The sequence below is a fragment of the Akkermansia sp. KLE1798 genome (assembly GCF_001580195.1).
In the GTDB taxonomy this organism is placed as follows: Bacteria; Verrucomicrobiota; Verrucomicrobiia; order Verrucomicrobiales; family Akkermansiaceae; genus Akkermansia; species Akkermansia biwaensis.
In genome coordinates this window covers 48,240-72,524 of sequence record NZ_KQ971080.1, presented here as the reverse complement: position 1 = coordinate 72,524, position 24,285 = coordinate 48,240, and the positions used below count along the sequence as shown (strand labels likewise).

Genomic DNA, 24,285 nt, shown 5'->3' with positions numbered 1-24,285 from the left:
TGTTTTTCATCTGTGATGGATGAAACGGACGGGATGGCGGAGGAACGTTGAAGGGCGAACCTGAAAAAATAGCTGGAGCATCCATCCCGCTGCAAGAAACGGACCTATGGCAACGAAGACCGGCCGCCTCTTGTAAAATCTTGCAGAAAGTCATGAAGAGGCAATAATTTCATCTTCTCTTTGGTGGAACGTTTGTTTTTACGTAAAAAACGGATTTTAATGACGTTGTGCAGAGAAAGACAGAAATGGAGCTTCCTCGGAAATGGCTCGTCTTTTCAGTTTCAACAGGATGTGAGTGATTTCAGAAAAGGCGGAAATTTCAACTGCTTTTCTTCATAATTGTAAATTGACATGCCATAATAAATTTATTATGGTGTGGTACTTATGAAAAGTAGATATTGTGCTGTATTAATGAGTTGTGCCAGTGTGGTGGCTGCAAATGCCGCTACCATCATTGCCGAACTGCCTGAATCCGCCAATCTGTCGCAAACTGCGACGATGGCGCCGCAAACAGGGGAGCAACTGCTGAATAAGGTAAAAAACAGCGGGGTTGGCGTCTATGCGGGAGGCAACAACAACAGTCTGGCCAACTGGCCCCAAAACGGGGAGGGAACCTGGATCAACAATGGTGACATTGGCTCCATCATCCTTTGCGGCAGAAGCGGAGTGGCGGGCGATTCCTTTGCCATGGTGTTGGGCGGGCCCCAACAGGGAGACCTTGTTTCCTCCATCGTCTTTTCCTGTGATACGCCTACCTCCGTCATCACCAGCTACACCATGGTTCTGGCGGTTTACGACTCTTCCGGAACGCTTGTCCAGAACCTTTCCACCGTGCAAGGCTTTACCTTTGATTCCACGTCAAGAACCACGTCCGTTTCCTTGAACATGGCGGATTCTCCATTGACGTGGGGTGAAGGGTACAAGCTGGTTGCCGGGGTACGCGGCGGTGCGGGTAGCGCTACCTCCCCCTACACGCTCACCAACATTCAGGTAGCCTATGAAGTTGTTCCGGAGCCGGCTACCGTCTCTCTGGGCCTGCTTGGCCTGGGAGCATTGGTTATCCGGCGCCATCGGGGCCGGTGAGCGGCAAGCGTGCCCATCGGGAAGAAAACTGTCCGGAAGCCGTCCCTTTTTCCTCTCCCGGACAGGGAGAGGCTATCCTTTGGAATGGAACGAAACGTGACCTTCTAAAGGCCGCGCGTTTTCCGGGATGGGGTCATTCCCGGAGGGAGCGTTCAAAGGCCCGGTACTGGACGGCTTCATACAAATGGTGATCCTGGATTTCCGAGCTGTCCGCCAGATCTGCTATGGTGCGGGCCACTTTCAGAATACGGTCGTACGCCCGTGCGGAAAGGGCCAGTTCCTCTACCGCGCGCAGCAGGATGGCTTGTCCCTCCGGCCGCAGGCGGCAATGCTTGTGCAGGGCTTTTCCGGAAAGGGCGGCATTGCTGCGGATCACGGTGCCTGCATATCTTTTCTGCTGGCGTTCCCGTGCGGCTACGACACGTTCCCGGATGCTGGCGGAACATTCGCCGGAAGGAGCCGCCGCCAGCATGGCGGGATCTACGGCGGGAACCTCCATCAAAAGATCGAACCGGTCGAGAAGGGGGCCTGAAATCTTCTGGCGGTAACGCGCTATTTGGGCCGGGGAACACGTGCAGGTTCTTCGGCGGTCGCCCAAATAGCCGCAGGGGCACGGATTCATGGCTGCCGCCAGCATGAAGCGGCATGGAAAAGTCATGGTCCCGGAGGCGCGGGAAATGATGGCGTGGCCGGACTCCAGAGGCTGCCGCAGCGTTTCCAGCGTCGCACGACGGAACTCCGGCAGCTCGTCCAGGAACAGCACGCCGTTATGGGCGAGAGACACCTCTCCGGGCGTGATATTATTGCCCCCTCCCATCAGGCCTGCGTCGGAAATAGTGTGGTGCGGAGCACGGAATGGCCGCTGGGTTACCAAGCCGTTTCCGCGTTTCAGCAGGCCGCACACGGAATGGACCTTGCTGGTTTCCAGAGCTTCTTCCCGGTTCAGAGGCGGCAGAATGGTCGGGAGCCTTTGAGCCAGCATGGACTTGCCGGAGCCCGGAGAACCGCTGAGCAGGATATTGTGGGCGCCCGCCGCCGCAATCTCCATGGCGCGGCGCGCGTAAGCCTGCCCCTTGATCTCGTCGAAATCGACATTCGCTTCGGAAATATCCCCGGCCTTTTGCGGTGCCGTAAAAGGCGCAGGCAGTGCGGCGGACGTCAGCAATTCCCAGGCTTCCTGCAAGGTGGAAACGGGAAAAATCTCCACGCCGTGAACGGGTGCTGCCTCATGCGCATTGGCGTGAGGCAGCATGATGCGTTTCCTGCCCATGCGCCGCGCTTCGATCACCTGCGGCAGGATGCCCTGTACGGGGCGCACGGTTCCGTCCAGGGCCAACTCCCCGATGATGCACCAGAGAGAAGCGTCAACAAGCTTCTCCGCCGCTCCGGCAATCATTCCCAGGGCAATAGGAAGATCGAAACCGGGGCCCTGTTTCTTCAAATCCGCGGGAGCCAGATTCACCACGAAAATCCCCTGCTGGAACGGCAGCCCACTGTTCTGAATGGCCGTGTCCACGCGCTGCCCGCTCTCTTTGACGGCCGTATCCGGCAAACCCACAATAAAGGTGCGTTTTTCCGCCATGGGGCGGAAATCCACTTCCACCTCCACTTCTACGCCTTCCACGCCCAGGACGGTGGAGGAATATAACCGCGTCATCATGCCCGTATCCTAGGCGGAAACGGGGAAAAATAAAGAAAAATGGAATTAAATATGGGAAACTCCAATAAAATCTTCAGCGCCGTGATGCACGCTTGAGGATTTCCCTCTCCTTCTCCGTCAGGCTGGACAGGCCGGAACGGGAAATCTTGTCCATCACTTCATTCACTTCCTCTTCCGTAGGGAAGGTCTCCCTTTCTGAAGAAGAGGAAGGTCGTGGAGCGGGTCGACGGCTGTAGGAAACGGGTCGGGAAGAAGACAGCTTCTCCTTCAGCAGGATCAGCAGCGTTAAAATAAACCCGGCCAGCATGCCGCCCAGGTGGCCGGCTTCGCCGCCCGCATTATTCCACTGGAAAATCACCACGGCACAGGCAATACCCAGCACGACCAGCGCAAACTGGCGTACGCTCAGGTTCACGGGGGGGAACAGAAGCTGGACCCGTGCATGGGGGAAAAGCACGGCGCAGGCGGCCATGATGCCGTAAATGGAGCCGGAAGCGCCCACCATTGGGATAAAGCGCCATTCCGGGTCAAAAAAGCCCATGTAACCCAACAGGGAGGAAAATAAAGCCGCAGCCACGCCGCAGAACAGGTAATACAGCAGGAAGCGCAAATGCCCGAAACGTTCTTCCACCACGGGGCCGAAAAACCACAGGGCGATCATGTTGAACAGGATATGGCCCAGATTAGCGTGAAGAAACTGGTAGGTGAACAGGCGCCACAATTCCCCCTCGTGAAAACACATGTACTCGCTGTAGGCCCCATACAACTGCACCAGGTCCAGGCGGCCCGGCGGGTAAATATCCCGCGGAACCTCCACTTGGAAAAAGAATCCGAGGAAAAAAATGACCACATTGAGCAGGATCAGCCAGTGTACGACAACGGCGCCGCGCTGGTCGAACAGGCGTTCCTTCACCGTATTTCCCCAATTTTCCTGCTCTGCTCGCATATAAGACAGCATGTAAACGTGTTCAGGGCACTTTGACAAGGAAAATGCATGTCCCGTTCAAGGTAGGCCGGAAAGAGGGAATGCTACTTCCACAGAGCGGCGGGAAGCAGGTCCGGAGGCAGTTCCGTTCCATGAACCAGATGCTCCGCCAGTTGCGCCGCAGTCCAGGGAGATGTCGTAACACCCTTGCTTCCCAGCCCGGAAAAGACGAACTGCCTTTCCAAACCGGGAATGGGTCCGGCTACGGGCTGGCTGCGCCGGATGATGGGACGAACAGCGGCACGGGCGCGGATAACGTTCATTTCCCCGGAATAGCGTTTAACCATGTCCAGCATCAGTTCCTGGACGGCTGGCGCTTCCGGAACGCCCGGGGCATCCCAGGCCCAGGCGTACGTGGCGCCGAACCGCCAGAAAAATCCGTTGTGAACCAGCCAGTGCCCGAAATGCAGAATGCCGGCGTGCCATTCCATATCCTTCAGCTCCAGATCCAGAATCGTTCCCTTGGATGGCCTGCCCTTCAGGGGGGCCATGTCCGGATGCATTCCGGCCTCCCAGCCAGTGCACCACACAATATGTGAAAAAGAGTCCCCGCACCAGTGAAAAAAGCCGTCTGCGCCCGGCTGAATATCGCCGGCAGCCACCTCCGCTTCTACAAACCGGCCCTGTTCCGAGAAAAAGCGGCGCATGGCATTCACCATCGTCTCCACATGCAGGACGCCGGAACCGCGCGTGTAGGCCGCCTGTCCTTTGCCCTCCCAGTGCTCCGGCCACGGAAACAGGGGACCGGCGTAAGAGCAGGACTCCGGGGCCGTCTGGCGTTCCTGCCATATCTCAAGCTGGTCCTCCGTTTCCAGCTCCCGGAAAATGGGAGTCTTCTGCCACCATGAACCTCCCAGTTCCCGTTCCGTTTCCGGGTAAAAGGAGGAAAGGGCGGAAAAACACTCCTCCTGCCGCCACCCGGGCCGGAAGGCGCGGCCTGTCAGCGGATTCACCAGTCCGGCCGCTACGCGGGACGCCGTTTCCGCAATGGGACGGTCGGCAATCGTAAAATCCGCTCCGCGCCGTTTCAGCTCCCATGCCAGGCAACTGCCGGCAATACCCTGGCCGATGATAAGAACTTTCATGACTTGTTGTGAAAAGGACCCGGACATAAGCCGGAATAAATGGAAAGAAAGGCGGTAATACTCCATTCCCTTCCCGGAAGGGAAAAGGTCCGCAGGTGCATGAAGCGCCTGCGAACGGTAAAAGGAGCATTTACAGGGCCGCCACGATGGCGTTCCCCATCTCCGCGGTATTCACGCGGATTTCCCCGGCAGCGCCCGTAGCCAGGTCTCCCGTGCGGTAGCCCTGGTCAATCACGCTGTGGACGGCGGAATCAATCGCGTCCGCCGCTTCCTTTTCCCCGAGGGAATAGCGGAGCAGCATGGACAGGGAAAGAATCTGGGCGATCGGATTGGCAATGCCCTTGCCGGCAATATCCGGAGCGGAGCCGCCGGAAGGCTCATACAGGCCGAAAAACAGCCCGTTATCCTCGGCGCCCTGGCAAAGGCTTGCGCTGGGCAGCATCCCCAGGGAGCCGCAAATCATGGCCATCTCGTCGGAAAGAATATCACCGAACAGATTCTCCGTGACCAGCACGTCGAACTGGCGGGGATTGCGCACCAGCTGCATGGCGGCGTTGTCCACGTACATATGAAGCAGCTCCACGTCCGGGTAGTCCCTGGCGACCTCCGTCATCGTTTCACGCCACAGGAGGGAATTGGTCAGGACATTCGCCTTGTCCACGCTGGTGACGCGCTTGCGGCGGCCGCGGGCTGCCTCGAAAGCCACTTTGGCAATGCGCACCATCTCGCTCTTGTGGTAGCGCATCGTATCCACGACGACTTCGTCATCCCCTTCCTGTTCGCGGAAACGCGGCTGGCCGAAATAAAGCCCTCCCGTCAACTCCCGCACACACAAAATGTCAAAACCGCCTTCAATCAGCTCGTTCTTGATAGGAGAAGCATGCGTCAGGGCGGGGAGACAAACGCCGGGACGCAAATTGGCATACAGGCCGAAATGCTTTCTCAGCGGCAGCAGGGCGCCGCGTTCCGGCTGTTCATTGGCGGGCAGGTGTTCCCACTTGGGACCGCCCACGGAGCCGAACAAAACGGCGTCCGCCTCTTCACAGGCGCGGATGGTCTCCTCGGGAAGGGCCTTGCCGCAATGGTCGATGCCCGCGCCGCCCACGAAAGCCTCCTTACGGCTCACGGTAAATCCAAACTTGGCGCTCACGGCGTCCAGAACCTTCAGGGCCTCCGCCATAACCTCGGGCCCGATGCCGTCGCCGGCCAGAACAGCAATATGATGGTGATGTTCACTCATGTCGCTGACAGACTGAGCGTTCTCCTCCCAAAGGTCAAGAATCACCGTTGCCATGCCTGCGGTGCGGAGTCCTTTTTGCGTCAAAAAACGTGCAGGAACAAAAAAGTACTTGCCAAACGCCTGAGTCTCCGCTAAAAACCCCTCCGCGCTCTACGGAACGCAAACTCCCCTGTAGCTCAGCGGTAGAGCGGGTGACTGTTAATCACTAGGTCGTTGGTTCGAGCCCAACCGGGGGAGCCATTAATAAGCCCTGTAAGTCAAAAGCTTGCAGGGCTTTTCTTTTCGCAGGAATAGAAAATCTGATGCCGGAACGGTTTTACATTTACAGAGACTATCAGGAATTTCTAGCTATTCTGGAAGAATAGGCAGGAACCCTTTCTAAGGCTATTTCCCCATATGGGGAAGTAACTGTTAAGAGTTTGATAATGAAGTGCTCCAATGATTATACTGGCAAATTCTGGGAGCTCCCTATAAAGTGAAATCGACAGAATACTATAAAATATGGAAAAACTTTTGTACAATAACAAGTTATACATTTGTCACGAGTATCTGCTGGAAAAAGATTTTGAATCGGCTGTAATTGAACAAGCACCTCATATTTTTGGAAAGAACAGTATCTATATTGATATTAAGAAGCAAATTGGCGAAAGCATCATCACAATTCCAGATGGATACTTGATAGATTTTTCTTTTGAGGTTGAACCCAGGCTACACATTATTGAAAATGAATTATCCAGCCATGATCCTTATAAACACATAGGTTCCCAGCTTTTAAAGTTTGCTATTTCATATAAGGCCAGCGGCAGAAAAATAAAAGAATTTCTGCTTGATGCTTTAATGAAAGACGAAAGCATGAAAGAACGTGTTGAGGCAGGTTTTCTTCGTGCAGGATACAGGAATATAGATGCCTTTCTTGAAAGTCTTATTTTTGAAAAACCGTTGAACGCTGTCGTTGTTATTGATCAGTCTTCTCCGGAATTGGAAAATGTTCTTGGCCAATTGACTCTTAATACGGATATTGTTGAATTTAAAACATTTAAATATAGAAATGATTACATTCATCAATTTACTCCATTTAATGCAGAGGTGAGGGACGTCATAGAAAAAGGTAAAATCCTTAAGCCTGAGACATTGAATACCGTTGTCGTACCTGCAAGAGAAGAAGGATTTGAAAAAGAATTTCTTGGCAATAATCGTTGGTATGCAATACGTATTAGTGCATCCATGATAGATCGGTTAAAATATATAGCTATTTACCAGGTTTCTCCTGTATCAGCAATCACCTGCTATGCTGAAATCGTATCTATGGAAAAATATCAGGATACGAATAAATACTTGGTATATGTGAAAAATTTGAAAAAAATAAAACCTATACCGCTGGATGCGAATAATAAAAGGTTAGCACTTCAAGCGCCTCGGTATACCGCTATAGATCAGTTACTGAAAGCCAAAAAACTTTCGCAGGTATTTTGTTAATCCGTGGAAATATCAGATAGCTTGTACCAGTATAATATTTTTGTGCCGATTTTTGGTTGATGATGACCAAAAAAGCTTCCTCTTTTTTTTCACTTCCGGTTGGAGGTACGCATCAGCACGCGTTTTTTCAGCCAGTCGCGGACGGGTTCATCGTACAGTTTCAGGCAGGCATAGGCCAGGGCTATGCAGATAACGAGCGTGCCGGCGATGACGGGGAGCGCCTGGGAAAGGGGGACCTTGTTGTTGTAGAGCCATGCCGTGTAGAGGTAGACGATGGGATAGTGGGTGATGTAGAGGGGGTAGGAAATGTCGCCCAGGAATTTGCAGGCTTTTGAGGAGAAGCGGTCTTTCGTGTGTCCGCTGGCGGCCATGAAGATGATCAGGGGGAAGATGACGATGATGCAGAAGGCATCGTAAAGGCCATTCAGGCGGAAGTGTTCCGCGCCTCCCACATGGGGCATGGAGATGGTCGCGACGAGCATCAGGCTGCACCACCAGAAAGCGTTCCGGATGCTGGCGAGTTTCCCCAGGCGGAAGAGGAGTAGGCCGCCGAAGAACGGGAAGATCAGTCTCGTCGCGCCGATTTGGAGCTGTTCCAGGTCCAGTGTCCAGCCGCCGATGTTGTTGCCCTGGCTGAAGCATTGGTGGATCAGGGCGCAGCCTGCCAGGAAGACCAGGATGGAGAGCCAGGTGTTGGAAAACCTTCTGACCACGGTGGCGTACAGGATGTTGGCAATGTATTCAAAGAAGAGCGACCACGCCGGGCCGTTCAGCGGGTGCATTTCCGCCCAGCCGCGAATGTCCATGGAGGTGGGAACGGGCAGAAGCGTAAAGCCGATGGTCATCACGAGCAGCATTTCCCACATGGGCGTGGAGGCCATGGCCGGATAGATTTCTGAGTCCTGGAAGTAGAAGAAGATGCCGCCGATGAGCATCCCTATCACCACCATGGGCTGCAAACGGACCAGGCGCCGTTTGCAGAAGTCCCACAGGCTCATTTTGCCCCAGCGGTCATCGTAGGCGTAGCCGATGACGAAGCCGGATAGCATGAAGAAGAAGTCCACACAAAGATAGCCGTGGTTGATGATTTGGTCGGTATGGAATTCCCGGTCGCTCACGCTTCCTTCAAAAAGGTGGAACAGCACGACCATGACGGCCGCCACTCCCCGGAGGCCGTCGAGGATGGCGTAATGGGGCTTGGGCGCCAGCAGGGAGGCGCCGTTGGAGAGAGAGGTACTCATGGTCGGAATGTACGTGAACAGGGATTGTTTTCTTACAGGGAGGAGGCTTGCTGTCGCCGCGAGAGAGTCGATGGGGGAAACGTACGAAGGCACAATCATATTTTTTGATATCCCAGAGTAAAGGAAGAAAAGCGATGATTTTGTACGGTTTCTTTTCCGGGAGATGAACAGGGAAAGTTCTTCCAGGGGCGACGAATGCTTTCTGTCCGGGAGCTTCGGGAAACATGCCGTTTGAAATGGGAAAGGAAGCACGCTTCATTATCCTGCCTGCGCCGTTTTTGAAAAAGTAAAGGCTTCCCTCCCCCCTGCTGGGAGAGGGAAGCCGGTAGAGATTTATGATCCGTGGATGCCGGGAATACCCGGCGCCGACGGAAATCCGGCAGTCCGCATTTGTTGGCGGACAAGGAATCCGCATCAGGCCAAATGCATGCCGCCGGTGACGCCGAAGACTTCAGCCGTGATGAAGCTTGATTCCTGGGAGGCCAGGAAGACATAGAGGCCGGACAGTTCCACGGGCTGTCCCGCCCGTTCCAGAGGCGTTTTTTGACCGAATTCCGGCAGTTGTTCCTGCAACTGGCCTCCCGTTACCTGCAGGGGCGTCCAGACGGGGCCGGGAGCCACGACGTTGACTCGGATGCCTTTGGAGGCCACCTGTTTGGCCAGGGCGCGGCTGAAGGCAATGATGGCCGCCTTGGTGGAGGCGTAGTCAATCAGGTTTTTGCCCGGCTGGTAGGCCTGAATGGAAGAACAGGTGATGATGCTGGCTCCCGGCTTGAGGTGGGGGAGGACCGCCTTGGCAATCCAGAATAACGAAAAAACATTGACTTCAAATGTTTTGACAAGCTGTTCCGTGGTGATGTCCTGAATGCCCTCGGTCGCTACCTGCTTGCCGGCCACCAGGGCCAGGATGTCCAGCCCGCCGAGCTTTTCCAGGGCATCGTGAATAAGATTTTTGCAGAATTCCTCGTCGCTGAGGTCGCCCGGAAGAAGGACGATGTTGCGGCCTTCCGCTTCCACCAGCCGGGCCACTTCCTCTGCGTCGCTCTGCTCTTCCGGCAGATAGTTCAGGGCAATGTCCGCTCCTTCCCGGGCGTAGGCGATGGCGGCCGCCCGACCGATGCCGGAATCTCCTCCGGTCACCAGCGCCTTCCTGCCGGCCAGCCGGTTGCACCCTTTGTAGCTTTTTTCGCCGGAATCGGGAACGGGGGTCATGTCAGATTGAAGGCCGGGCGCTTCCTGTTGCTGTTTTTCATATTTCCCGTCATAGAATTGATGGCGGGGGTCCTGCATGTCGTGAATGTCTTTGCTGCTCATTTTTCCATTAATCGTGATGTTCAGAGGGGAATGCCGCGGGCCGGGGAAAGTCCGGGCAAATTTGATGCCGGACCTTGCTCAGGGCTTGCTGCTCCTGCATGCATTCCCATAGGGGTGGAGGCTTGAAAGACGGACGACCGTTCAATTGAAAACGCTGTTTAAGCGTTCCATGTCATTGATATTTCAAGGATTTTGTCAAGTTGAACAATATTGTGCCTTGGTTGGGATTACAGGCTCAACCGTACCTTTTCCGTGATCTGCACAAATTCGCCGGGCAGATTTTCAGCTATGGAGGCCGGGGAAGAAGGCCGCCTGTTTTTTCCGCCGCCATGCCTTTTTCCCGGAGAAAGGAGCGGATTGACGGAGATTCAGCCCAGCCCGTAAACAAGGTATCTGGCCGCTCCCGTCAGAGTCATCAGCAGGATGGGGTTGACACGCCATTTTCTCAGGGCAAACAGCGCGGCTCCAAACAGGATGAAGCTGGGAATGTCCACCCTTTCCACGGATTGCCAGTCAAAGGTGCCGCAGAAGGTCAGCATCAGGATGGTTCCGCCTGCGGACATGATCAGGCCCACGGAAGCCGCTTTCAACCCTTCCAGAACGCCGGAGATGTAAAGGGAACGCCGATGCCTTTGGAAAAAAAGGTGCAGCAGCAGCGCCGCCGCCACGCCGGGAAGGACGCAGCCCAGCGTAGCCATCATGGCACCGGGAATACCCGCTATCTGCAATCCCACGAAGGTGGACGTGTTGATGGCCAGCGGGCCGGGCGTCATCTGGGAGATCGTGATGATGTCGGTAAACACTTTCTGCGTGATCCAGCCGTGATGAATGACCACCTGGTCACGGATCATGGGGATAACGGCATACCCGCCGCCGATGCTGAACGCTCCGATTTGAAGGAAAGAGCTGAAGAGCTGCCAGAGCATCTGCATTATCCGGATCTCCTTTCCTGTTTTATTCGGACGTGCCACAGGCTCAGGATGCAGCACACGGCCAGAATAACGGCTATATGGAGGTGAAAGACGAAGCTTGCCACAAAGGCCCCCGGTACCATGGCGTTCAGCAGGGCCGATTTTTTGCGGAGAATCATCCGCCACATGTCCACCACAATGTCCACGATGAGGGCTGCCACGCCCGCCTGCATCCCCCGCAGGACGGCTTCCACCGCAGTGCTGGAGCTGAATGCCTCATACCAGGACGCCACGGCGGACAGGATGACCAGAGGGGGAATGACGGCGCCCAGGCAACTGGCAAGCACACCCGGAAGCCCTGCGGTGCGGTGGCCTGCCAGGGCGGAGAGGTTGACGGCGATCGCTCCGGGCGTGGATTGTGCGATGGCGGCCATGGACAGCAGTTCCTCCTTGGAGAACAAGTGTTTTTTCCGGACGTAATACTTGCTGATCATCGGGACCACAATGTAGCCGCCCCCAAAGGTGAACGCACCGATGAACAAATTGATCCAGAAGAGCCAGAGGCATGTTTTTATTTTTTCTCCGGACATGCTGCCTGAATGGAATGTGCGGGGTACCGCCGGGGATGTACGTAAGAGGTGTTTTCCTCCATTTTTTCATGCTGCCGGAAATGTCTTTACACCGGAAAGCCCGTTTTTGCGATACGCCGTGCAATGGTAACGGCATGTTACCACATCCGGAAGAAAAATGCATGCGATTTCACAGGAAAAATGAGGGAATTGCCCGCCTCCGCAGATAAAATGGAGAGGTTCGGAAAACCACCGCCGGGACTGCCTGCTTTTACCGGTATCCAACAGACTGTTCCGGAATACTTCACGTTTGACGGGCAGCGGAATGGCCGTAATCACCCACTAACCGGCGGCATTTTTTTATCAAGCAGTACTTATTAATTTATTTTAAGAAGGTAATTAATACCTGCGCCATGAACCGTATATCCCGCCTGTTCATGTATGTTTTTTGGCGGCATTTCCAGGATTCCGATCCCTGGTGGCGGATATGTGTCTGAGCGTGCTACCTATGATGGAGAATCGAGTTCCCTTGCATTTCCGGTATGCGAAACAGCCGTCGCCGTGCTGACGGGCATGATTCATGGCAGGCCCTGTTTTTTCAGGGCCGGACGCCGTTCCTGATAAATCCGCCTTCCCCGCATTTCGCGGATTTCAACGGCGGCCTTTTTCCAGTTCGTCCCTGCGCGCCATGATCTTTTCCATGACGGCCTTCCGGTCGCGTTCCGGGATCTCCACCGGATTGCCGCGGTAGTCGCTCGTCATGGCGGCCAGGGCGCCGCCTACATGGTGGGCGTCAAAAATCGGGAGCTTCCAGGTGGAAGGTTTTTCCGGATCAGGCACATAGGCGAATTCGGAAGCGGGGTATTCCTTGCCGTCCACTTCCTTTGTCTTGGGCTGGTGGTCCTGTTGCATGAGGGTGAGACAAGTTCCGGAAGAAGATCATTGCAGGAAAAAGCCCGATAAGACGCAATACTTCACGCAGCAAACCAATACGGTCACCTTTCCCATGGCTGCCAAAAGGCTGTGAATACCGGACGAATCTATTCCACAAAAACGATCTTTTGCGGAGGAAAACCCGCTTTCTCCTTTTTCTCTTTACACCCGGAGGGGAATATACGAGCATTTTTCTGTTAATTATAATAATTCCTAAAATGAAAGACACCATATACGAGGAGAGCAGACTCCCGGAAGGGCGCATGCCCGCCCTGCGCGTGGAACCCATGCCGGCGGATACCAACCAGCACGGCGACGTGTTCGGAGGCTGGGTGATGAGCCAGGTGGACCTTGCGGGCGCCAGCACGGCCATGCGTTATGCGCTGAGCCGCTATATCGTGACGCGGGCCGTCAGCAGCCTGACTTTTGAAGCCCCCGTGATGGTGGGGGATGTGGTCTCCTTTTACACGGACATTATCAGGGTGGGGCGTACCTCCCTGACGGTGAAGGTGGTGGTGTATGCGGAGCGCCTGACCAAGCTGTGCAACAACGTGGCCAAGATCACGGAAGCCGAACTCGTTTACGTAGCTCTGGGGCCGGACAAGAAGCCGATTGACCTGGAAGAGTCGCGCGCGCAGTTTGCCCAGTGCTGTTCCCTTGAAACGGGCGGCGAGGTTTCCTGCTCCTGAACGGGAGGGAAGCTCCGTGCGACGTCACGCGGTTTTCCGCTTTTTGCGGGTTTTCCCCTTGTCCTTGTCCACCAGGGCGAAGATGAAGGAACTTGCCGCCGCAATCGTTCCGATGGTGACGAACGTGGCGTGAAAGGCCGATTCCACGGCAGGTCCGGAGGTGGCTGCATGTCCGCCGAAACAGTCCAACAGCAAGGAGGCCGCCGCGATGCTGACGGCAATGGACAACTGCATGATCATGGAAAGCAGGGAATTCCCGCTGCTGGCGTCCGCGTTCGGCAGGTCGATCAGCGTCAGGGTATTCATGCAGGTGAACTGGATGGAGTTGGCCGCTCCCAGCAGGGCGAGCATGGACAGAAGAGTGAATTCATGGGTGCCGGGGCCGATGAAGTAGAAGGCCGCCAGCAGGGTCCCGATCGTGAACGTATTGATGACCATGATGTTCCGGTAACCAAATTTTCCGAGCAGCCGCGGCGCCACCGTCTTTGCCAGAAGGTTGCTCACGGCCAGCGGAATCAGGGACATGCCGGATTTAAGGGCGGAATACCCCAGCACCACCTGGAAGAAGAGGGGAATCAGGTAAGGCAGGCAGCTCCCACCCAGGCGGCAGACGATGTTTCCGGCTATGCCGATGGCAAAGTTCCGGATGCGGAACAGGGAGGGGCTGAAAAGCGGCGTTTCCGACCGGAACGCCAGCGCCCAGTACACGGTCTGGAAAAGAATCCCTGCCGTCAGGAGAATCCCCATCCGGGTTTTGTCCGGGGACCCTCCTTCCGTGGAAAGGCTCATCGTGATCAGCAGGGCGGAAGCGGAGAAGAACAGAAACCCCGGCCAGTCGAACTTCTGTTCCTTGACGGCCTTCAGGTCCGGCATCAGCTTCCGCGTGGCCCACAGGCCCGCCAGTCCCACGGGAATGTTGATCAGGAATATCCAGTGCCAGGAGATGTACTGCACGATGATGCCGCCCAGCACGGGACCGAGCAGGGGCCCCAGCAGCGCCGGAATGGTTACGATGTTCAGCACGTTGACGAACATGGAGCGCGGGTAGGAGCGCAGGATGACCAGCCGCCCCACAGGCATCAGGAACGCCCCGCCGATGCCCTGGACGACACGGCAGGCCGTCATCATGGCGACGGAGGTGGAAAGGGCGCAGAGCAGGGAGCCGAACGTGAACAGGGAGATGGCGAACAGGAAGGTGCGGCGCGATCCCAATTTGTCGGAGACCCATCCGGAGGCCGGTATCAGCACGCACACCGTCAGCATGTAGGCGGTGACCAGGGAGTGGAGCTGCAGCGGATGGGTGTGGAAGCTGCGCGCAATCGTAGGAATGGCCGTATTCAGGATGGTGGCGTCCAGCATCTGCATGAAGAACGCCGATGCTACCAGAAAAGGCAGGTAGCGCAGGGACCGGGATGATGTCGGCAGTTTTTCCATGAATGCTGCCCGCCAGTATCCGGCGTCTCCCCGGCGGGGGCAAGGCCGATGTCTGTCCGGCTTTTTTCGGCAGCCTTCCCCGCCGCCCCGGCTCCGGCGGTTTCATGTCCCCGCAATCACCGGCGGTCCCTGGCCCCTAGTCAGGGGAAACTGGGGATGGGACCCTGGTTCAGGCTTCCGGAACGAGCATGATGGATTTTGTTTCGGCGCCACTCGTTATTCCCTTTACGGTCAGCGTGCATTTTCCCGGCGGCAGGGTGATGGCGCCGGGAGAGTATTTGGTGAATTTGGTCCAGCCGCCCGTTCCTAGGAAGGTGAATTCCTCCTGGTTGCCGTTCGCGGAATAACCTATCTTGAGAAGGGTGGAGGCAGGGGCGGCTATGGCGTAATCCGTCGTTACCGTGTACGTGCCTCCCTTCTTCGTTTTAATGTCCCAGGTGACGGAACTGAAATGGGACAAAACATTGAATTTTCCGAGGTCCTTGGCCTGTGCGTGGGAAATGAGGCAGTTCTCCGGAGTGAGGATGATTTTCCCTCCCGCCGCCGGCTGCACCACCGGAAAAATGTCTGTCGGAATCAGGCGGATGTAACGGACATAAATGCCATCCTTTCCTTTTTTCCTGATGGTAAAGGTCTGCTTTCCCCTGGTGAGCTTCATTCTCCCCGGATGGTAAATGCTTCCGTCATTGATGCCTCCGCCGTTGGTCGGTACTTTCCACAGGAAAGAGGGGGAGGAGCCGCATTGCAGCTCATATTGTGCGGAAGCGCTTGCCGTCCAAGGGAAAACGTACCAGATTTCAAGAACGTATTCGCCGTCGTTGGAAACGTTGATTTCTCAACTGGCGCCGGAATCCTTTTTAGCCATGCCGGCAATGAATTTATTGGAGCGTATTCTTTCCAGCTTGCTGTCGGCCAGTTCCGCGTTTTCCGCCTTCATCAGAACGGCTTTTCCCTGGATGACTCCGGAACTGGCCGTTTTGATCAGTCCTTCCGCCGGGAATTTGGCCTGGATGCCCAGGCAGAGAAAAAGGGATGAGGTTAGAAGGAAAAACAGTTTCATCGTGTAGAGGGAGTATTCCTTTTCTCCTTTAAATGCCCTTAGTTGCCCATGGGAAATAGTCCATGCCCAACATAACCCGTAAAATTTCCCCGTGAGGAAGAGCCGGAACCGCGCAAACGGCCGGAAAACATCCAGACAGGGGGGAATTTCATCCTACTGGCCGAGAACCACCTGATTTTCCAGCGGTTTCCCTTCCAGAAATTCCCGGATGTTATGAAGGGTGACTTCCGCAATGTTGTGCAGGGCTTCCTTCGTGAAAAAACCCTGGTGGGAGGTCAGGATAACGTTGTTGAAGGAGAGCAGGCGGGCAAGGGTATCGTCATCAATGATTTTGTCGGATTTATCCTCGTAAAAATATTCCCCTTCCTCCTCATACACGTCCAGCCCGGCGGATCCCACCTTTTTGGATTTCAGGCCGTCTATGAGCATATCCGTGTGGATCAGCTTGCCGCGCCCCGTATTGATGATCATCACGCCGTCCTTCATTTTTCCGATGGAGTCGGCATTGATCAGGTATTTCGTCTCCGGCGTGAGCGGGCAATGCAGGGAGATGATGTCCGACCGCGCGTACAGGCCGTCCAGTGTGGTGTAGGTGATGCCGGTTTCCTCCGCAAAGCGTTTGTCCGGGTACGGATCATAAGCCAGAATATTCATGCCGAATCCCTTGAGGATGCGAATAAGTATTTTGGCGATCTGGCCCGTGCCGATGATGCCCGCCGTCTTTCCGTGCATGTCGAATCCCATCAGGCCGTGCAGGGAAAAGTTCCCGTCTCTCGTGCGCCAGTAGGCGCGGTGAATTTTGCGGTTCAGCGCCAGCATCAGGGCCACGGCGTGTTCCGCCACGGCGTAAGGCGAGTACCGCGGCACGCGCACGACGGGCAGTCCGTAGCGCTCCGCGGCTTCCAGGTCCACGTTGTTGAACCCGGCGCAGCGCAGGGCCAGCAGCCTGACGCCGTTTTCCTTCAATGCACGGATGACTTCCTCTCCCGCCGTGTCGTTCACGAAGATGCAGGCCACATCCATCCCGCGGGTGAGCGGCACGCTGTCCGTGTTCAGATGCCCCTTGAAATAACGGATATCGTAATGGTATTCGCGTTCGTTGATCGGGTTGAAGGAGTCCCGGTCATAGGACTTGGCGTCGAAAAATGCTATGCGGCAGGGATGGTCGGTCATGGGAGGGAATGGGTTAGGTGGCGGGGGTATTTCCGGACGCCTGCCCCTGGCTGGCGACGGCTTCCATGCGCCTGCGGACTTCATCCGGATCACCCAGGAAATAGTCTTTCTGCAGGTTCAGCGAGTCGTCAAATTCGAATACGTACGGAATGGCCGTGGGCAGGTTCAGGGAAAGAAGTTTTTCGTCGGGAATATGCTTCAGGTACTTGATGATGCCGCGCAGCGTATTGCCGTGGGCCACGACGAGGATGTTGTCCCATGTTTTCAGGGAGGCCAGAATGGTCCCTTCCCAGTAGGGCATCAGGCGCTCAATGGTGGATTTCAGGGATTCCGTGCGCGGCAGTTCGTCGTCCGGCACTTCCCTGTATCGCGGGTCCCACCGGGGATTGTTCATGTCGTCTTCCGCCACGGGAGGGGGTGCCACGTCATAACTGCGGCGCCAGACCAGGACTTGTTCGTCGCCGTATTTTTTAGCCGTTTCACTTTTGTTCAGGCCCTGGAGCATGCCGTAATGCTTTTCATTCAGCCGCCAGCTTTTGGCAACCGGCAGCCAGTCCTGGTCCAGGCGGTCCAGAACGCAGTTCAGCGTCTTGACGGCGCGCTTGAGGTAGGACGTATAGGCTTGGTCAAAAGCCATTCCCTTGTCTTTCAGCAAGTCGCCCGCATAGTACGCTTCCTGCACCCCTTTTTCCGTCAGGTCCACATCCGTCCATCCGGTGAATCTGTTTTCCCGGTTCCAGGTGCTTTCTCCATGGCGCAGCAGAACAATTGTTTTCATCTCGGTTAGTTTAGACAAACTTTTCCCTGTTATTGTGCAAAAAACGGGATGTATGACATTATTCGGGAACTTGTCCGCGCCGGCAGTGCGGAAAGGGAAAATGTGATTGGCAAGCGTCTTCAAAAAGGGTAACAGTTCGGGATGATGAAGCAACATGGCTGCATGGGGGCCGTCGCCCTGATAGCCGGCATGGCCGCCCTGGCATGGGCCGGGCCGGAAGCCGTCCTGAATGTGGAAAAGCCCGCTCCTTCCCGGGGAACTCCCGCCGTTTTCAAGTTCGGCGGAGAGGACAACCAGGAATTCATGCTGAACGGCAAACCGTTCCAGATACGCGGTGCGGAAATGCATCCCCAGCGGATTCCCAGGGAATACTGGAGGCACCGCATCCGGACCGCCAGGGCCATGGGGCTGAACACAATCGCCTTTTACGTTTTCTGGAATGACCATGAACAGCCGGACGGCAGCTTTGATTTCAAGACCGGCAACCGGGATTTGGCCGCGTTTCTCAAACTTTGCCAGGAGGAAGGCATGTGGGTACTTTTCCGTCCGGGGCCGTACGTCTGCGGGGAATGGGACCTGGGAGGGCTGCCTCATTACCTGCTGAAAGACCCCAAGGCCAAACTGAGGACAACGGAAGACGCCAAATTCATGAAGGCCCAGGCCCGGTATCTGGAAGCGGTGGCCAGAGTGGCGGAGCCGTTTCTGGCCAAAAATGGCGGCCCCATCCTGATGACTCAGCTGGAGAACGAATACGGCAGCTACCAGCGCAAGGACCCCAAGTACATGGAATGGCTGAAAACGTTCTGGACGCGGAAGGGATTCGGGCCGTTTTACACGTCCGACGGCGCCGGGGAACATTACTTGAAGGGAGTCACGCTTCCTGGCGTGGCCGTGGGGCTGGACCCCGGATTGAACGACGGGCATTGGAAGATTGCCAACAAGTGCAATCCGGGCGTTCCCGTCTTCTCCTCGGAAACGTATCCGGGCTGGCTGAGGCACTGGGGGGAAGGCAACTGGAACCCGACTCCCGAAATCGTTAATCATGTCCGCTGGTTCATGGACAAGGGGCGTTCTTTCAGCCTGTTCGTTTTTCACGGGGGCACCAACTTTGGCTTCACGGCGGGAGCCAACAATGGAGGGCCGGGGAAATATCAGCCGGACCTCACCAGCTACGACTACGGCTCCCCTGTGGATGAACACGGCCGCATGAACGAATATTACACCCGGATGAGGGAGATCATTCTGGCCAAGCTGCCTGCGGAGGCGGCTGTCCCGGAACCTCCCGCGGACATTCCTTCCATGGAGATACCGGAATTCACTCCGGAGGTGCATGCCGGATTGTGGGAGAACCTGCCCAGGCCGTTCCGTTCCAAATTCCCGCAGCCGCCCTATTTTGAACAGTGGAATCAGAACCAGGGCATGGCCATTTACAGCACCTCCGTTCCGGCGGGGCCTTCCGAAACGCTGGAACTGTCCAATGCCAGCGATTACGCGCAGGTGTACCTGAACGGAGAACTCATCGGCACGCTGGATCGCCGCCTGGGGCAAAAAAAACTGGTTCTGCCGGAGCGCAAAAAACCGGGAACGCTGGAAATCCTGGTGGAAGCCATGGGCCATATCAATTTCCACATCAGCATGGAGAGCGACCGTAAGGGATTGCACGGCACCGTGAAACTGGGAACACGCGAATTGAAGGGATGGACGGTCAGGGCGCTGCCGCTGGCAGCCGCTTCCATCACGCAGGCTCCCAGGGGGAAGGGATCGTCCAAGAAGCGGGCGGGAGCCCATTTCCGTGCCGTTCTGAACATTGAGGACCCCCGCGACACCTTCCTGGACATGTCCCGCTATACCAAGGGGTACGTTTGGGTCAACGGCATCAACGTGGGACGGTACTGGAACGTGGGACCGCAGTTGAGGCTGTATGTGCCCGCGCCTTTTCTGAAAAAAGGGAAGAACGTGATCGACATCCTTGACCTTCACGAAACGGAGCCCAGGCCCGTCCGCGGCATGACGGAGCGCAACAAGGAACCGGGCAAGGTCAATACGAAGAACCTGGATAACCAGTGGTAAGGGCGGATAGCCGGGGCGGATGATGGCTGCCTTTTTCCCGGCAGGGAAGAATCCGGAGTTCTTCCGGCGTTGCCTTTGCCGTCAGGACGCCTGCGCCGCCTTCCGTTTGCGGAAGGCGGACTTGAACTCCTGCCAGTCCGTGGTTCTCAGCAGTTCGGAAAGGTTGGAATAATAGGACTTGTGGTGTCCGAACCGTTCGTCCTTCAATTCTTCCTCGGCTTTTTCCGGGCTCCAGCCCTGTATGACGATGCGGTAAGCCGCGCAGACAATGCCTGTGCGGTCGGAACCGTGCCAGCAGTGCACCAGGATGGGTTTGGGAGCTTTATCAATCAGCAGCAGGCACTCCATCAAATCCTGGGCGGTTACCTTTCCGGCGGCCAGCCTGATGCGGTAAAGGTTCAGGGAAGTTCCCTGCGCCTCATTGTCGTCACGGTGGTATTCCCGCAGGTTCAGCACGGATTTGATGCCCTGTTTTTCCAGGGCTTTAAAACCATCGTCGTCCGGCTGGGCGGAACGGTATAATTCCCGGCTGAGCTTGTAGCAATTATTAACGTTTTTCACAGACACGGGTACGGCAGCCGCTATTTTTGCATCCGCATGAATGGGCGGCATGCAGCCTGCCAGCAGAAAAAGCATCAACAGAACGGGCTTAAGAGGCATGGCGGCATCAGGGTATGGCGGGATAACCCACGCTCTGGGCATACAGAACCTTCTTGAACATCTTGAGTTGCAGGCGCTCATGAAGGTTTTCCTCATTCAGCATGGCGCGGAAGACGGTGCCAAGCCCGGCGGAAGCGCAGAAGAGATAAACGTTCTGGCCGACAAAACCGACATCCGCGCAGGCCGTCGTCAATTTTCTTTTTGCGTCAAAATCGCCGGGCTGTTTGGACTGGTCCACTACATACACCAGATTAAGGGGAGCCTGGGCTACGAATTCCTGCGTACCTGTTGAAGCCCTCAGGTCTCCCTGTATCATCTTCTTCAATTTATGCGTCTCCGGCTCGTAAAGGTAGGCCGCGTCCGGAAGAATCACATAAATTTCTATTTCATTGGAGTTCCGGGATGATGGAGCAGTCCGGTAATCCGTGTCCTCGCGGTTGACTCCCTGGGCGGCCCACAGCAGGGATGAGAGTACCGGGAGAGGAATGGGCCGGTCCGCGAAGGTCCGGATGGACCGGCGTTCCTGCAGGGCTTCCATGAGGGGCTTGCCGCCCCTCCTGTCCGGCTCCGGAAGGATAATGTCATTGCAAAGGGAGTTTCCTGCGGAAAGCCATGCGGAAACGAGAAACAGGCCAAAAAAATGAATGCGGAACAAATTCATGCGGGATAAATAATAGGAGAGTCTTTTGAACAGAATATATATTGGATGTTTCCCGGACTTTTTTGGGAAGAAGGGGAGCCGTTATCCTAGGAAATGGATAGGGTTGTGCAAGAAAAAAGAAATGGTCCTGTTTTTCTGCGGATGCCTTGCCGGAAAAGGCGCCGTGTCTTCCTGTTTTCCCCGCGGAAGATGCGGGAAGAAAGACAAATGGAAACTTGTCTCTGTGAACAGGTTGTTTCGGATTGACCTTGAGTTAATCTTGCGCTTTTATGTTAAACGGAACCAGGTACTGCTGCTTCCTTACAAATTGTTGAATTACCTGAATTGCTTTAATTTCTTAAACTGCCTTATGAATATCCCGCATTCCTGGAATCCGCCTCCGCCGAAACGTAAAAAATCCTCCTTCGGCGGATTAATCATGGTGATTGTCGTGATACTTGCCCTGGCGGGCGGCGGAGTTGTGTACTACCGCGTTTCCGAACAAAGAAAAGCGGAGGCAGCAGAGCTGGCTGCCAGAAAAGAGGCGGAAGCCCAGGCCGAGCGTGCGCGCAAAGCCGCAGCCCAGGAAGCCGCCCGCAAGGAAGCGGAAGCCCGCGCTCTTGCGGAGGCTGAGAGAAAGGCCCGGCTGGAGGCGGAACGCCGAGCCGCCGAAGAGGCCGCCAAAAAACAGCAGAAGGAGCCGGAGGAAGTGAAGCCGGCTCCGGTTGAGCCCAAGGAGGAGCCCATCGTTCAGGAAGAGGACCCCCGGCTGGAGATTTTCAAGAAGCCCGTGCTGCTCGTCAGCCTGAAAGCCAATGATGCCGCCAACCGGAAGTTGTTCAAGGACGCTTTTGACCTGGCCCTGGAAACGAGCCGTTATGATTTATATGCGGAATTCCTGCGCACCAATCTGGAAAGGGATGCCGTGAAGGTCATCAAATTCGGCAAATTTGATGAAACCATGTATAAGCAAAGCCCCATGCTCATGCGCGCCAACGAGCTGTACCAGCTCATCAGCAAGGTGGGTCCGGACACCATCCGGGAGCAGACCATGGAAAGCACGCCCAGATATTTTTATCCGTGGCTTTTTTCGGATGAATCCAATCCCGTAAAGCTCTTTCTGCGTACGGTGGCGCGGGAGCAGACCCCCAAGGAACAGTGGGCCGGCATCCTGCGGAAATGGGCCGAATTCTGGATGAAAACGTCCGCCATGCCCCGCAGCAAATATTCCTCCCTGGCGCTGGCATGCGCCATGCTCCACCCCGGCATTGCCTCCAGTCCGTCCAAATTGAGGGCATCCTCTTCCGGCAACATTTCCACGACGCCCCTGACGCTGGAGTAGGTATTCGAATATTTTATGAAAATGGACGAGAAGCATGAACTGCTGACGGACATCACCAAGCTGAGCCCGTCCGAGCTGCTGTTCGTCGTGGATGTCCGTCTTCCGCGGTCGGAAATGGACTGGGCGCGCAAAAAGGTGCGCCTGACCCGCAAGGGGTGGGGAGGCGCCTACTCCATGATCCGCTACCGCATGGATCGCGCCGCCCTGGGCAAAGACCCGTACAATACCTATTCCTTCCAGGAAATCCTGGATGAAGGCGGCATCTGCATGGACCAGGCCTATTTTGCCGTCAACACGGCCAAATGCAACGGCATTCCCTCCGCATACGTTACCGGCGACGGCAACCGCGGAGCGCATGCCTGGGTGAATCTGCTGACGGCGGACGATACCTGGCAGTCCTACGGAGGCTACGGATACAATACGGGCCATTTCTCCCATCCGCACAACCGCAAGTCCAAACATGAATCTACCCTTCTGCAGGGAATGGACAGGAAAGTGAACGGCGCCAGGCTGGATGCCACGCTGGATTACCTCTCCCTGGCGGACCTGTTTGAAGAAATGCAGAAACCGGATTGCGTCAAGGTCATGCTGGAGGCCGCCACGGAGAACACGCCGGGCAGCCCCCTGGGCTGGGAACGGCTGATTGAAGTGATGGCACGGCCTGAAAGCGAGACAAAGCTGGAGGAATGGGACAGGCTGGCCACCCTGATCAAGCGGAAATTCCGCTCCCGGCCGGACTATCTGGCCATGGCCGCGCGCGTGGAGGACGAATATATCTTCCCCCAGCGCGATGCCGCCACGAACAAGCGCAATGTGGCCCGCGACTTGAAAAAATTGGAAAAGGAAACGGACGAAGGCCGCAGCGACCTGACCTCCGCCGCCATCAAGCGGCAGGCGGACATCCTGATGGAAAAAGGCGACAAGGCGGCTGTAGCGGCCCTTTACCGGAAGTCCATGAAGGACTATGCCGTCCGTGCGGAAGTGTTTGAAGCCCTGATGGGGCAGTATTACCGCTACATTTCGGAAGACCAGGCCGCCGTGCTCCAGCTGGCCAAGGAGGCGGAATCCTCCTACAACAGGTATATCCGGACGAAGTCGGACGACTATTTCAAGGTGAAGAAGGAAGTCTCCATCCAGAAAAGGATTGCCGGCTATTACGAGAAGGGAGGTAATGAAAAGAAGGCTGCCTTGTTGCGGAAAGACGCTGAAAAGCGGGAGAAAAACAGCAAGAAAGGCATCAGGGAGGAACGTTGATCCGGACGGTTGCCGGAGTGGGGGAGGCACGCTCCGTTTCCGCCGGGAAGGGAGCGCCGGCCTCTCTTGTCCCGGGTTGCGGCATATCCGTGGAATGAACGTTTTTAAGCTGGAATGCTGTCTTATCTTCAACTAATACATGTCCCATATGGCAAGAGAACCTTACGCGAACTTCTGGCCCAAAGTGGCGGATACCGCTTTTGTGGCGAACAGCGCCGACCTGATCGGCGATGTCACCATTGGAGAGCACGCCAGCATCTGGTATCACACCACCCTGCGTGCAGATATCAACAAGATTGTCATTGGAGACTATTCCAACATTCAGGACAATAGCTGTATTCACCTGGCGGACGATTACGGCTGCTATGTGGGCAATTACGTGACCGTGGGCCACGGCGTGATTCTGCATGCCTGCACGGTAGAAGACGAGTGCCTCATCGGCATGGGGTCCACCATTCTGGACGGCGCGGTTATCGGCCGCGGGTCCGTCGTCGGCGCCAATTCCCTCGTAACTAAGGGCACGATTATTCCTCCCAATTCCCTGGTGCTGGGCTCCCCCGCCAAGGTAGTCAAGGACCTGGGGCCGGAATCCCAGGCCAACAACCGCAAGTGGGCGGAAAAATATGTGAAGGTGGCTACCCGCTATACGGAACGGGTCATCAATCCCGGTTTTTAATTCCCGAACTTT

Annotated in this window: 23 protein-coding genes and 1 tRNA gene; 8 read left to right on the top strand and 16 right to left on the bottom strand. The window is 55.9% G+C overall.

The window, feature by feature from the left end; all coding sequences use genetic code 11:
• Positions 1–411 precede the first annotated feature (411 nt).
• A complete protein-coding gene (locus HMPREF3039_RS04520; protein WP_167506776.1) occupies positions 412–1,083 on the top strand; it encodes a PEP-CTERM sorting domain-containing protein in 672 nt (223 codons plus the stop codon).
• A 133-nt stretch (positions 1,084–1,216) separates the two neighbouring features.
• Here the strand turns inward: HMPREF3039_RS04520 and HMPREF3039_RS04515 are convergent, their stop codons facing one another.
• The 4 genes from HMPREF3039_RS04515 to leuB all read right to left on the bottom strand — a co-directional run bounded on the left by HMPREF3039_RS04515 (position 1,217) and on the right by leuB (position 6,053).
• Complete coding sequence (locus HMPREF3039_RS04515) at positions 1,217–2,743, bottom strand: YifB family Mg chelatase-like AAA ATPase (RefSeq protein ID WP_067569493.1); 1,527 nt, start codon at positions 2,741–2,743, stop codon at positions 1,217–1,219.
• Positions 2,744–2,816: 73 nt separating this feature from the next.
• Positions 2,817–3,689 (bottom strand): rhomboid family intramembrane serine protease, encoded by an 873-nt coding sequence (locus tag HMPREF3039_RS04510; RefSeq protein ID WP_067982393.1) that lies wholly within the window; start codon positions 3,687–3,689, stop codon positions 2,817–2,819.
• Between the two features lie 83 nt (positions 3,690–3,772).
• On the bottom strand, positions 3,773–4,813 hold the full coding sequence (locus HMPREF3039_RS04505; protein ID WP_067569487.1) for an NAD(P)/FAD-dependent oxidoreductase: 1,041 nt from the start codon (positions 4,811–4,813) through the stop codon (positions 3,773–3,775).
• A 130-nt stretch (positions 4,814–4,943) separates the two neighbouring features.
• Positions 4,944–6,053 carry a 3-isopropylmalate dehydrogenase gene (gene leuB, locus HMPREF3039_RS04500; protein WP_067569649.1) on the bottom strand — a complete coding sequence of 370 codons (1,110 nt, stop codon included), beginning with the start codon at positions 6,051–6,053 and terminating at the stop codon, positions 4,944–4,946.
• 165 nt (positions 6,054–6,218) lie between these two features.
• Here leuB and HMPREF3039_RS04495 point away from each other — a divergent pair.
• Positions 6,219–6,293, top strand: a tRNA-Asn gene (locus tag HMPREF3039_RS04495).
• Between the two features lie 261 nt (positions 6,294–6,554).
• Complete coding sequence (locus HMPREF3039_RS04490) at positions 6,555–7,529, top strand: hypothetical protein (RefSeq protein WP_067569484.1); 975 nt, start codon at positions 6,555–6,557, stop codon at positions 7,527–7,529.
• 89 nt (positions 7,530–7,618) lie between these two features.
• On the opposite strand, the gene HMPREF3039_RS04485 is transcribed toward HMPREF3039_RS04490, so the two are convergent.
• The 5 genes from HMPREF3039_RS04485 to HMPREF3039_RS04460 form a co-directional block, all read right to left on the bottom strand.
• Positions 7,619–8,770, bottom strand: a complete 1,152-nt coding sequence (locus HMPREF3039_RS04485) for an acyltransferase family protein (protein WP_067569481.1) — start codon at positions 8,768–8,770, stop codon at positions 7,619–7,621.
• Positions 8,771–9,184: 414 nt separating this feature from the next.
• Positions 9,185–10,084 carry an SDR family oxidoreductase gene (locus HMPREF3039_RS04480; protein WP_067569478.1) on the bottom strand — a complete coding sequence of 300 codons (900 nt, stop codon included), beginning with the start codon at positions 10,082–10,084 and terminating at the stop codon, positions 9,185–9,187.
• A 368-nt stretch (positions 10,085–10,452) separates the two neighbouring features.
• On the bottom strand, positions 10,453–11,016 hold the full coding sequence (locus HMPREF3039_RS04475) for a chromate transporter (protein WP_067569475.1): 564 nt from the start codon (positions 11,014–11,016) through the stop codon (positions 10,453–10,455).
• Positions 11,016–11,585, bottom strand: coding sequence for a chromate transporter (locus HMPREF3039_RS04470; protein WP_067569472.1), 570 nt, complete (start codon positions 11,583–11,585; stop codon positions 11,016–11,018). The genes HMPREF3039_RS04475 and HMPREF3039_RS04470 overlap by 1 nt, the downstream gene beginning before the upstream one ends.
• A 630-nt stretch (positions 11,586–12,215) precedes the next feature.
• Positions 12,216–12,476, bottom strand: coding sequence for a hypothetical protein (locus HMPREF3039_RS04460; RefSeq protein ID WP_067569467.1), 261 nt, complete (start codon positions 12,474–12,476; stop codon positions 12,216–12,218).
• 239 nt (positions 12,477–12,715) lie between these two features.
• Here HMPREF3039_RS04460 and HMPREF3039_RS04455 point away from each other — a divergent pair, with 239 nt between their 5' ends.
• Positions 12,716–13,186 carry an acyl-CoA thioesterase gene (locus HMPREF3039_RS04455; RefSeq protein WP_067569464.1) on the top strand — a complete coding sequence of 157 codons (471 nt, stop codon included), beginning with the start codon at positions 12,716–12,718 and terminating at the stop codon, positions 13,184–13,186.
• A 24-nt stretch (positions 13,187–13,210) separates the two neighbouring features.
• On the opposite strand, the gene HMPREF3039_RS04450 is transcribed toward HMPREF3039_RS04455, so the two are convergent.
• The 5 genes from HMPREF3039_RS04450 to gpmA form a co-directional block, all read right to left on the bottom strand.
• A complete protein-coding gene (locus tag HMPREF3039_RS04450) occupies positions 13,211–14,620 on the bottom strand; it encodes a DHA2 family efflux MFS transporter permease subunit (protein ID WP_067569461.1) in 1,410 nt (469 codons plus the stop codon).
• Positions 14,621–14,789: 169 nt separating this feature from the next.
• Entirely contained in the window at positions 14,790–15,278 is a 489-nt protein-coding gene (locus tag HMPREF3039_RS04445) for a carbohydrate-binding protein (RefSeq protein WP_067569458.1), read from the bottom strand.
• Between the two features lie 177 nt (positions 15,279–15,455).
• Positions 15,456–15,680, bottom strand: a complete 225-nt coding sequence (locus HMPREF3039_RS04440) for a hypothetical protein (RefSeq protein ID WP_067569455.1) — start codon at positions 15,678–15,680, stop codon at positions 15,456–15,458.
• A 153-nt stretch (positions 15,681–15,833) separates the two neighbouring features.
• On the bottom strand, positions 15,834–16,853 hold the full coding sequence (locus HMPREF3039_RS04435; RefSeq protein WP_067569452.1) for a 2-hydroxyacid dehydrogenase: 1,020 nt from the start codon (positions 16,851–16,853) through the stop codon (positions 15,834–15,836).
• A 13-nt stretch (positions 16,854–16,866) separates the two neighbouring features.
• On the bottom strand, positions 16,867–17,631 hold the full coding sequence (gene gpmA / locus HMPREF3039_RS04430) for a 2,3-diphosphoglycerate-dependent phosphoglycerate mutase (protein ID WP_067569449.1): 765 nt from the start codon (positions 17,629–17,631) through the stop codon (positions 16,867–16,869).
• Positions 17,632–17,772: 141 nt separating this feature from the next.
• Between gpmA and HMPREF3039_RS04425 the strand changes: the two genes are divergently transcribed.
• Entirely contained in the window at positions 17,773–19,701 is a 1,929-nt protein-coding gene (locus HMPREF3039_RS04425) for a beta-galactosidase (protein ID WP_067569446.1), read from the top strand.
• A gap of 81 nt (positions 19,702–19,782) precedes the next feature.
• Here the strand turns inward: HMPREF3039_RS04425 and HMPREF3039_RS04420 are convergent, their stop codons facing one another.
• Positions 19,783–20,361: a fused DSP-PTPase phosphatase/NAD kinase-like protein gene (locus HMPREF3039_RS04420; protein ID WP_067569443.1), complete on the bottom strand. Its 579-nt coding sequence runs from the start codon at positions 20,359–20,361 to the stop codon at positions 19,783–19,785.
• Positions 20,362–20,368: 7 nt separating this feature from the next.
• Entirely contained in the window at positions 20,369–21,022 is a 654-nt protein-coding gene (locus HMPREF3039_RS04415) for a nitroreductase family protein (protein ID WP_067569440.1), read from the bottom strand.
• A 418-nt stretch (positions 21,023–21,440) separates the two neighbouring features.
• On the opposite strand from HMPREF3039_RS04415, the gene HMPREF3039_RS04410 reads away from it, so the two are divergent.
• The 3 genes from HMPREF3039_RS04410 to HMPREF3039_RS04400 all read left to right on the top strand — a co-directional run bounded on the left by HMPREF3039_RS04410 (position 21,441) and on the right by HMPREF3039_RS04400 (position 24,273).
• Entirely contained in the window at positions 21,441–22,343 is a 903-nt protein-coding gene (locus HMPREF3039_RS04410; protein WP_156506014.1) for a hypothetical protein, read from the top strand.
• A gap of 21 nt (positions 22,344–22,364) precedes the next feature.
• Entirely contained in the window at positions 22,365–23,597 is a 1,233-nt protein-coding gene (locus HMPREF3039_RS04405; RefSeq protein WP_197483300.1) for a transglutaminase domain-containing protein, read from the top strand.
• Between the two features lie 148 nt (positions 23,598–23,745).
• Positions 23,746–24,273, top strand: coding sequence for a gamma carbonic anhydrase family protein (locus HMPREF3039_RS04400; RefSeq protein ID WP_231863845.1), 528 nt, complete (start codon positions 23,746–23,748; stop codon positions 24,271–24,273).
• Positions 24,274–24,285: the final 12 nt, after the last annotated feature.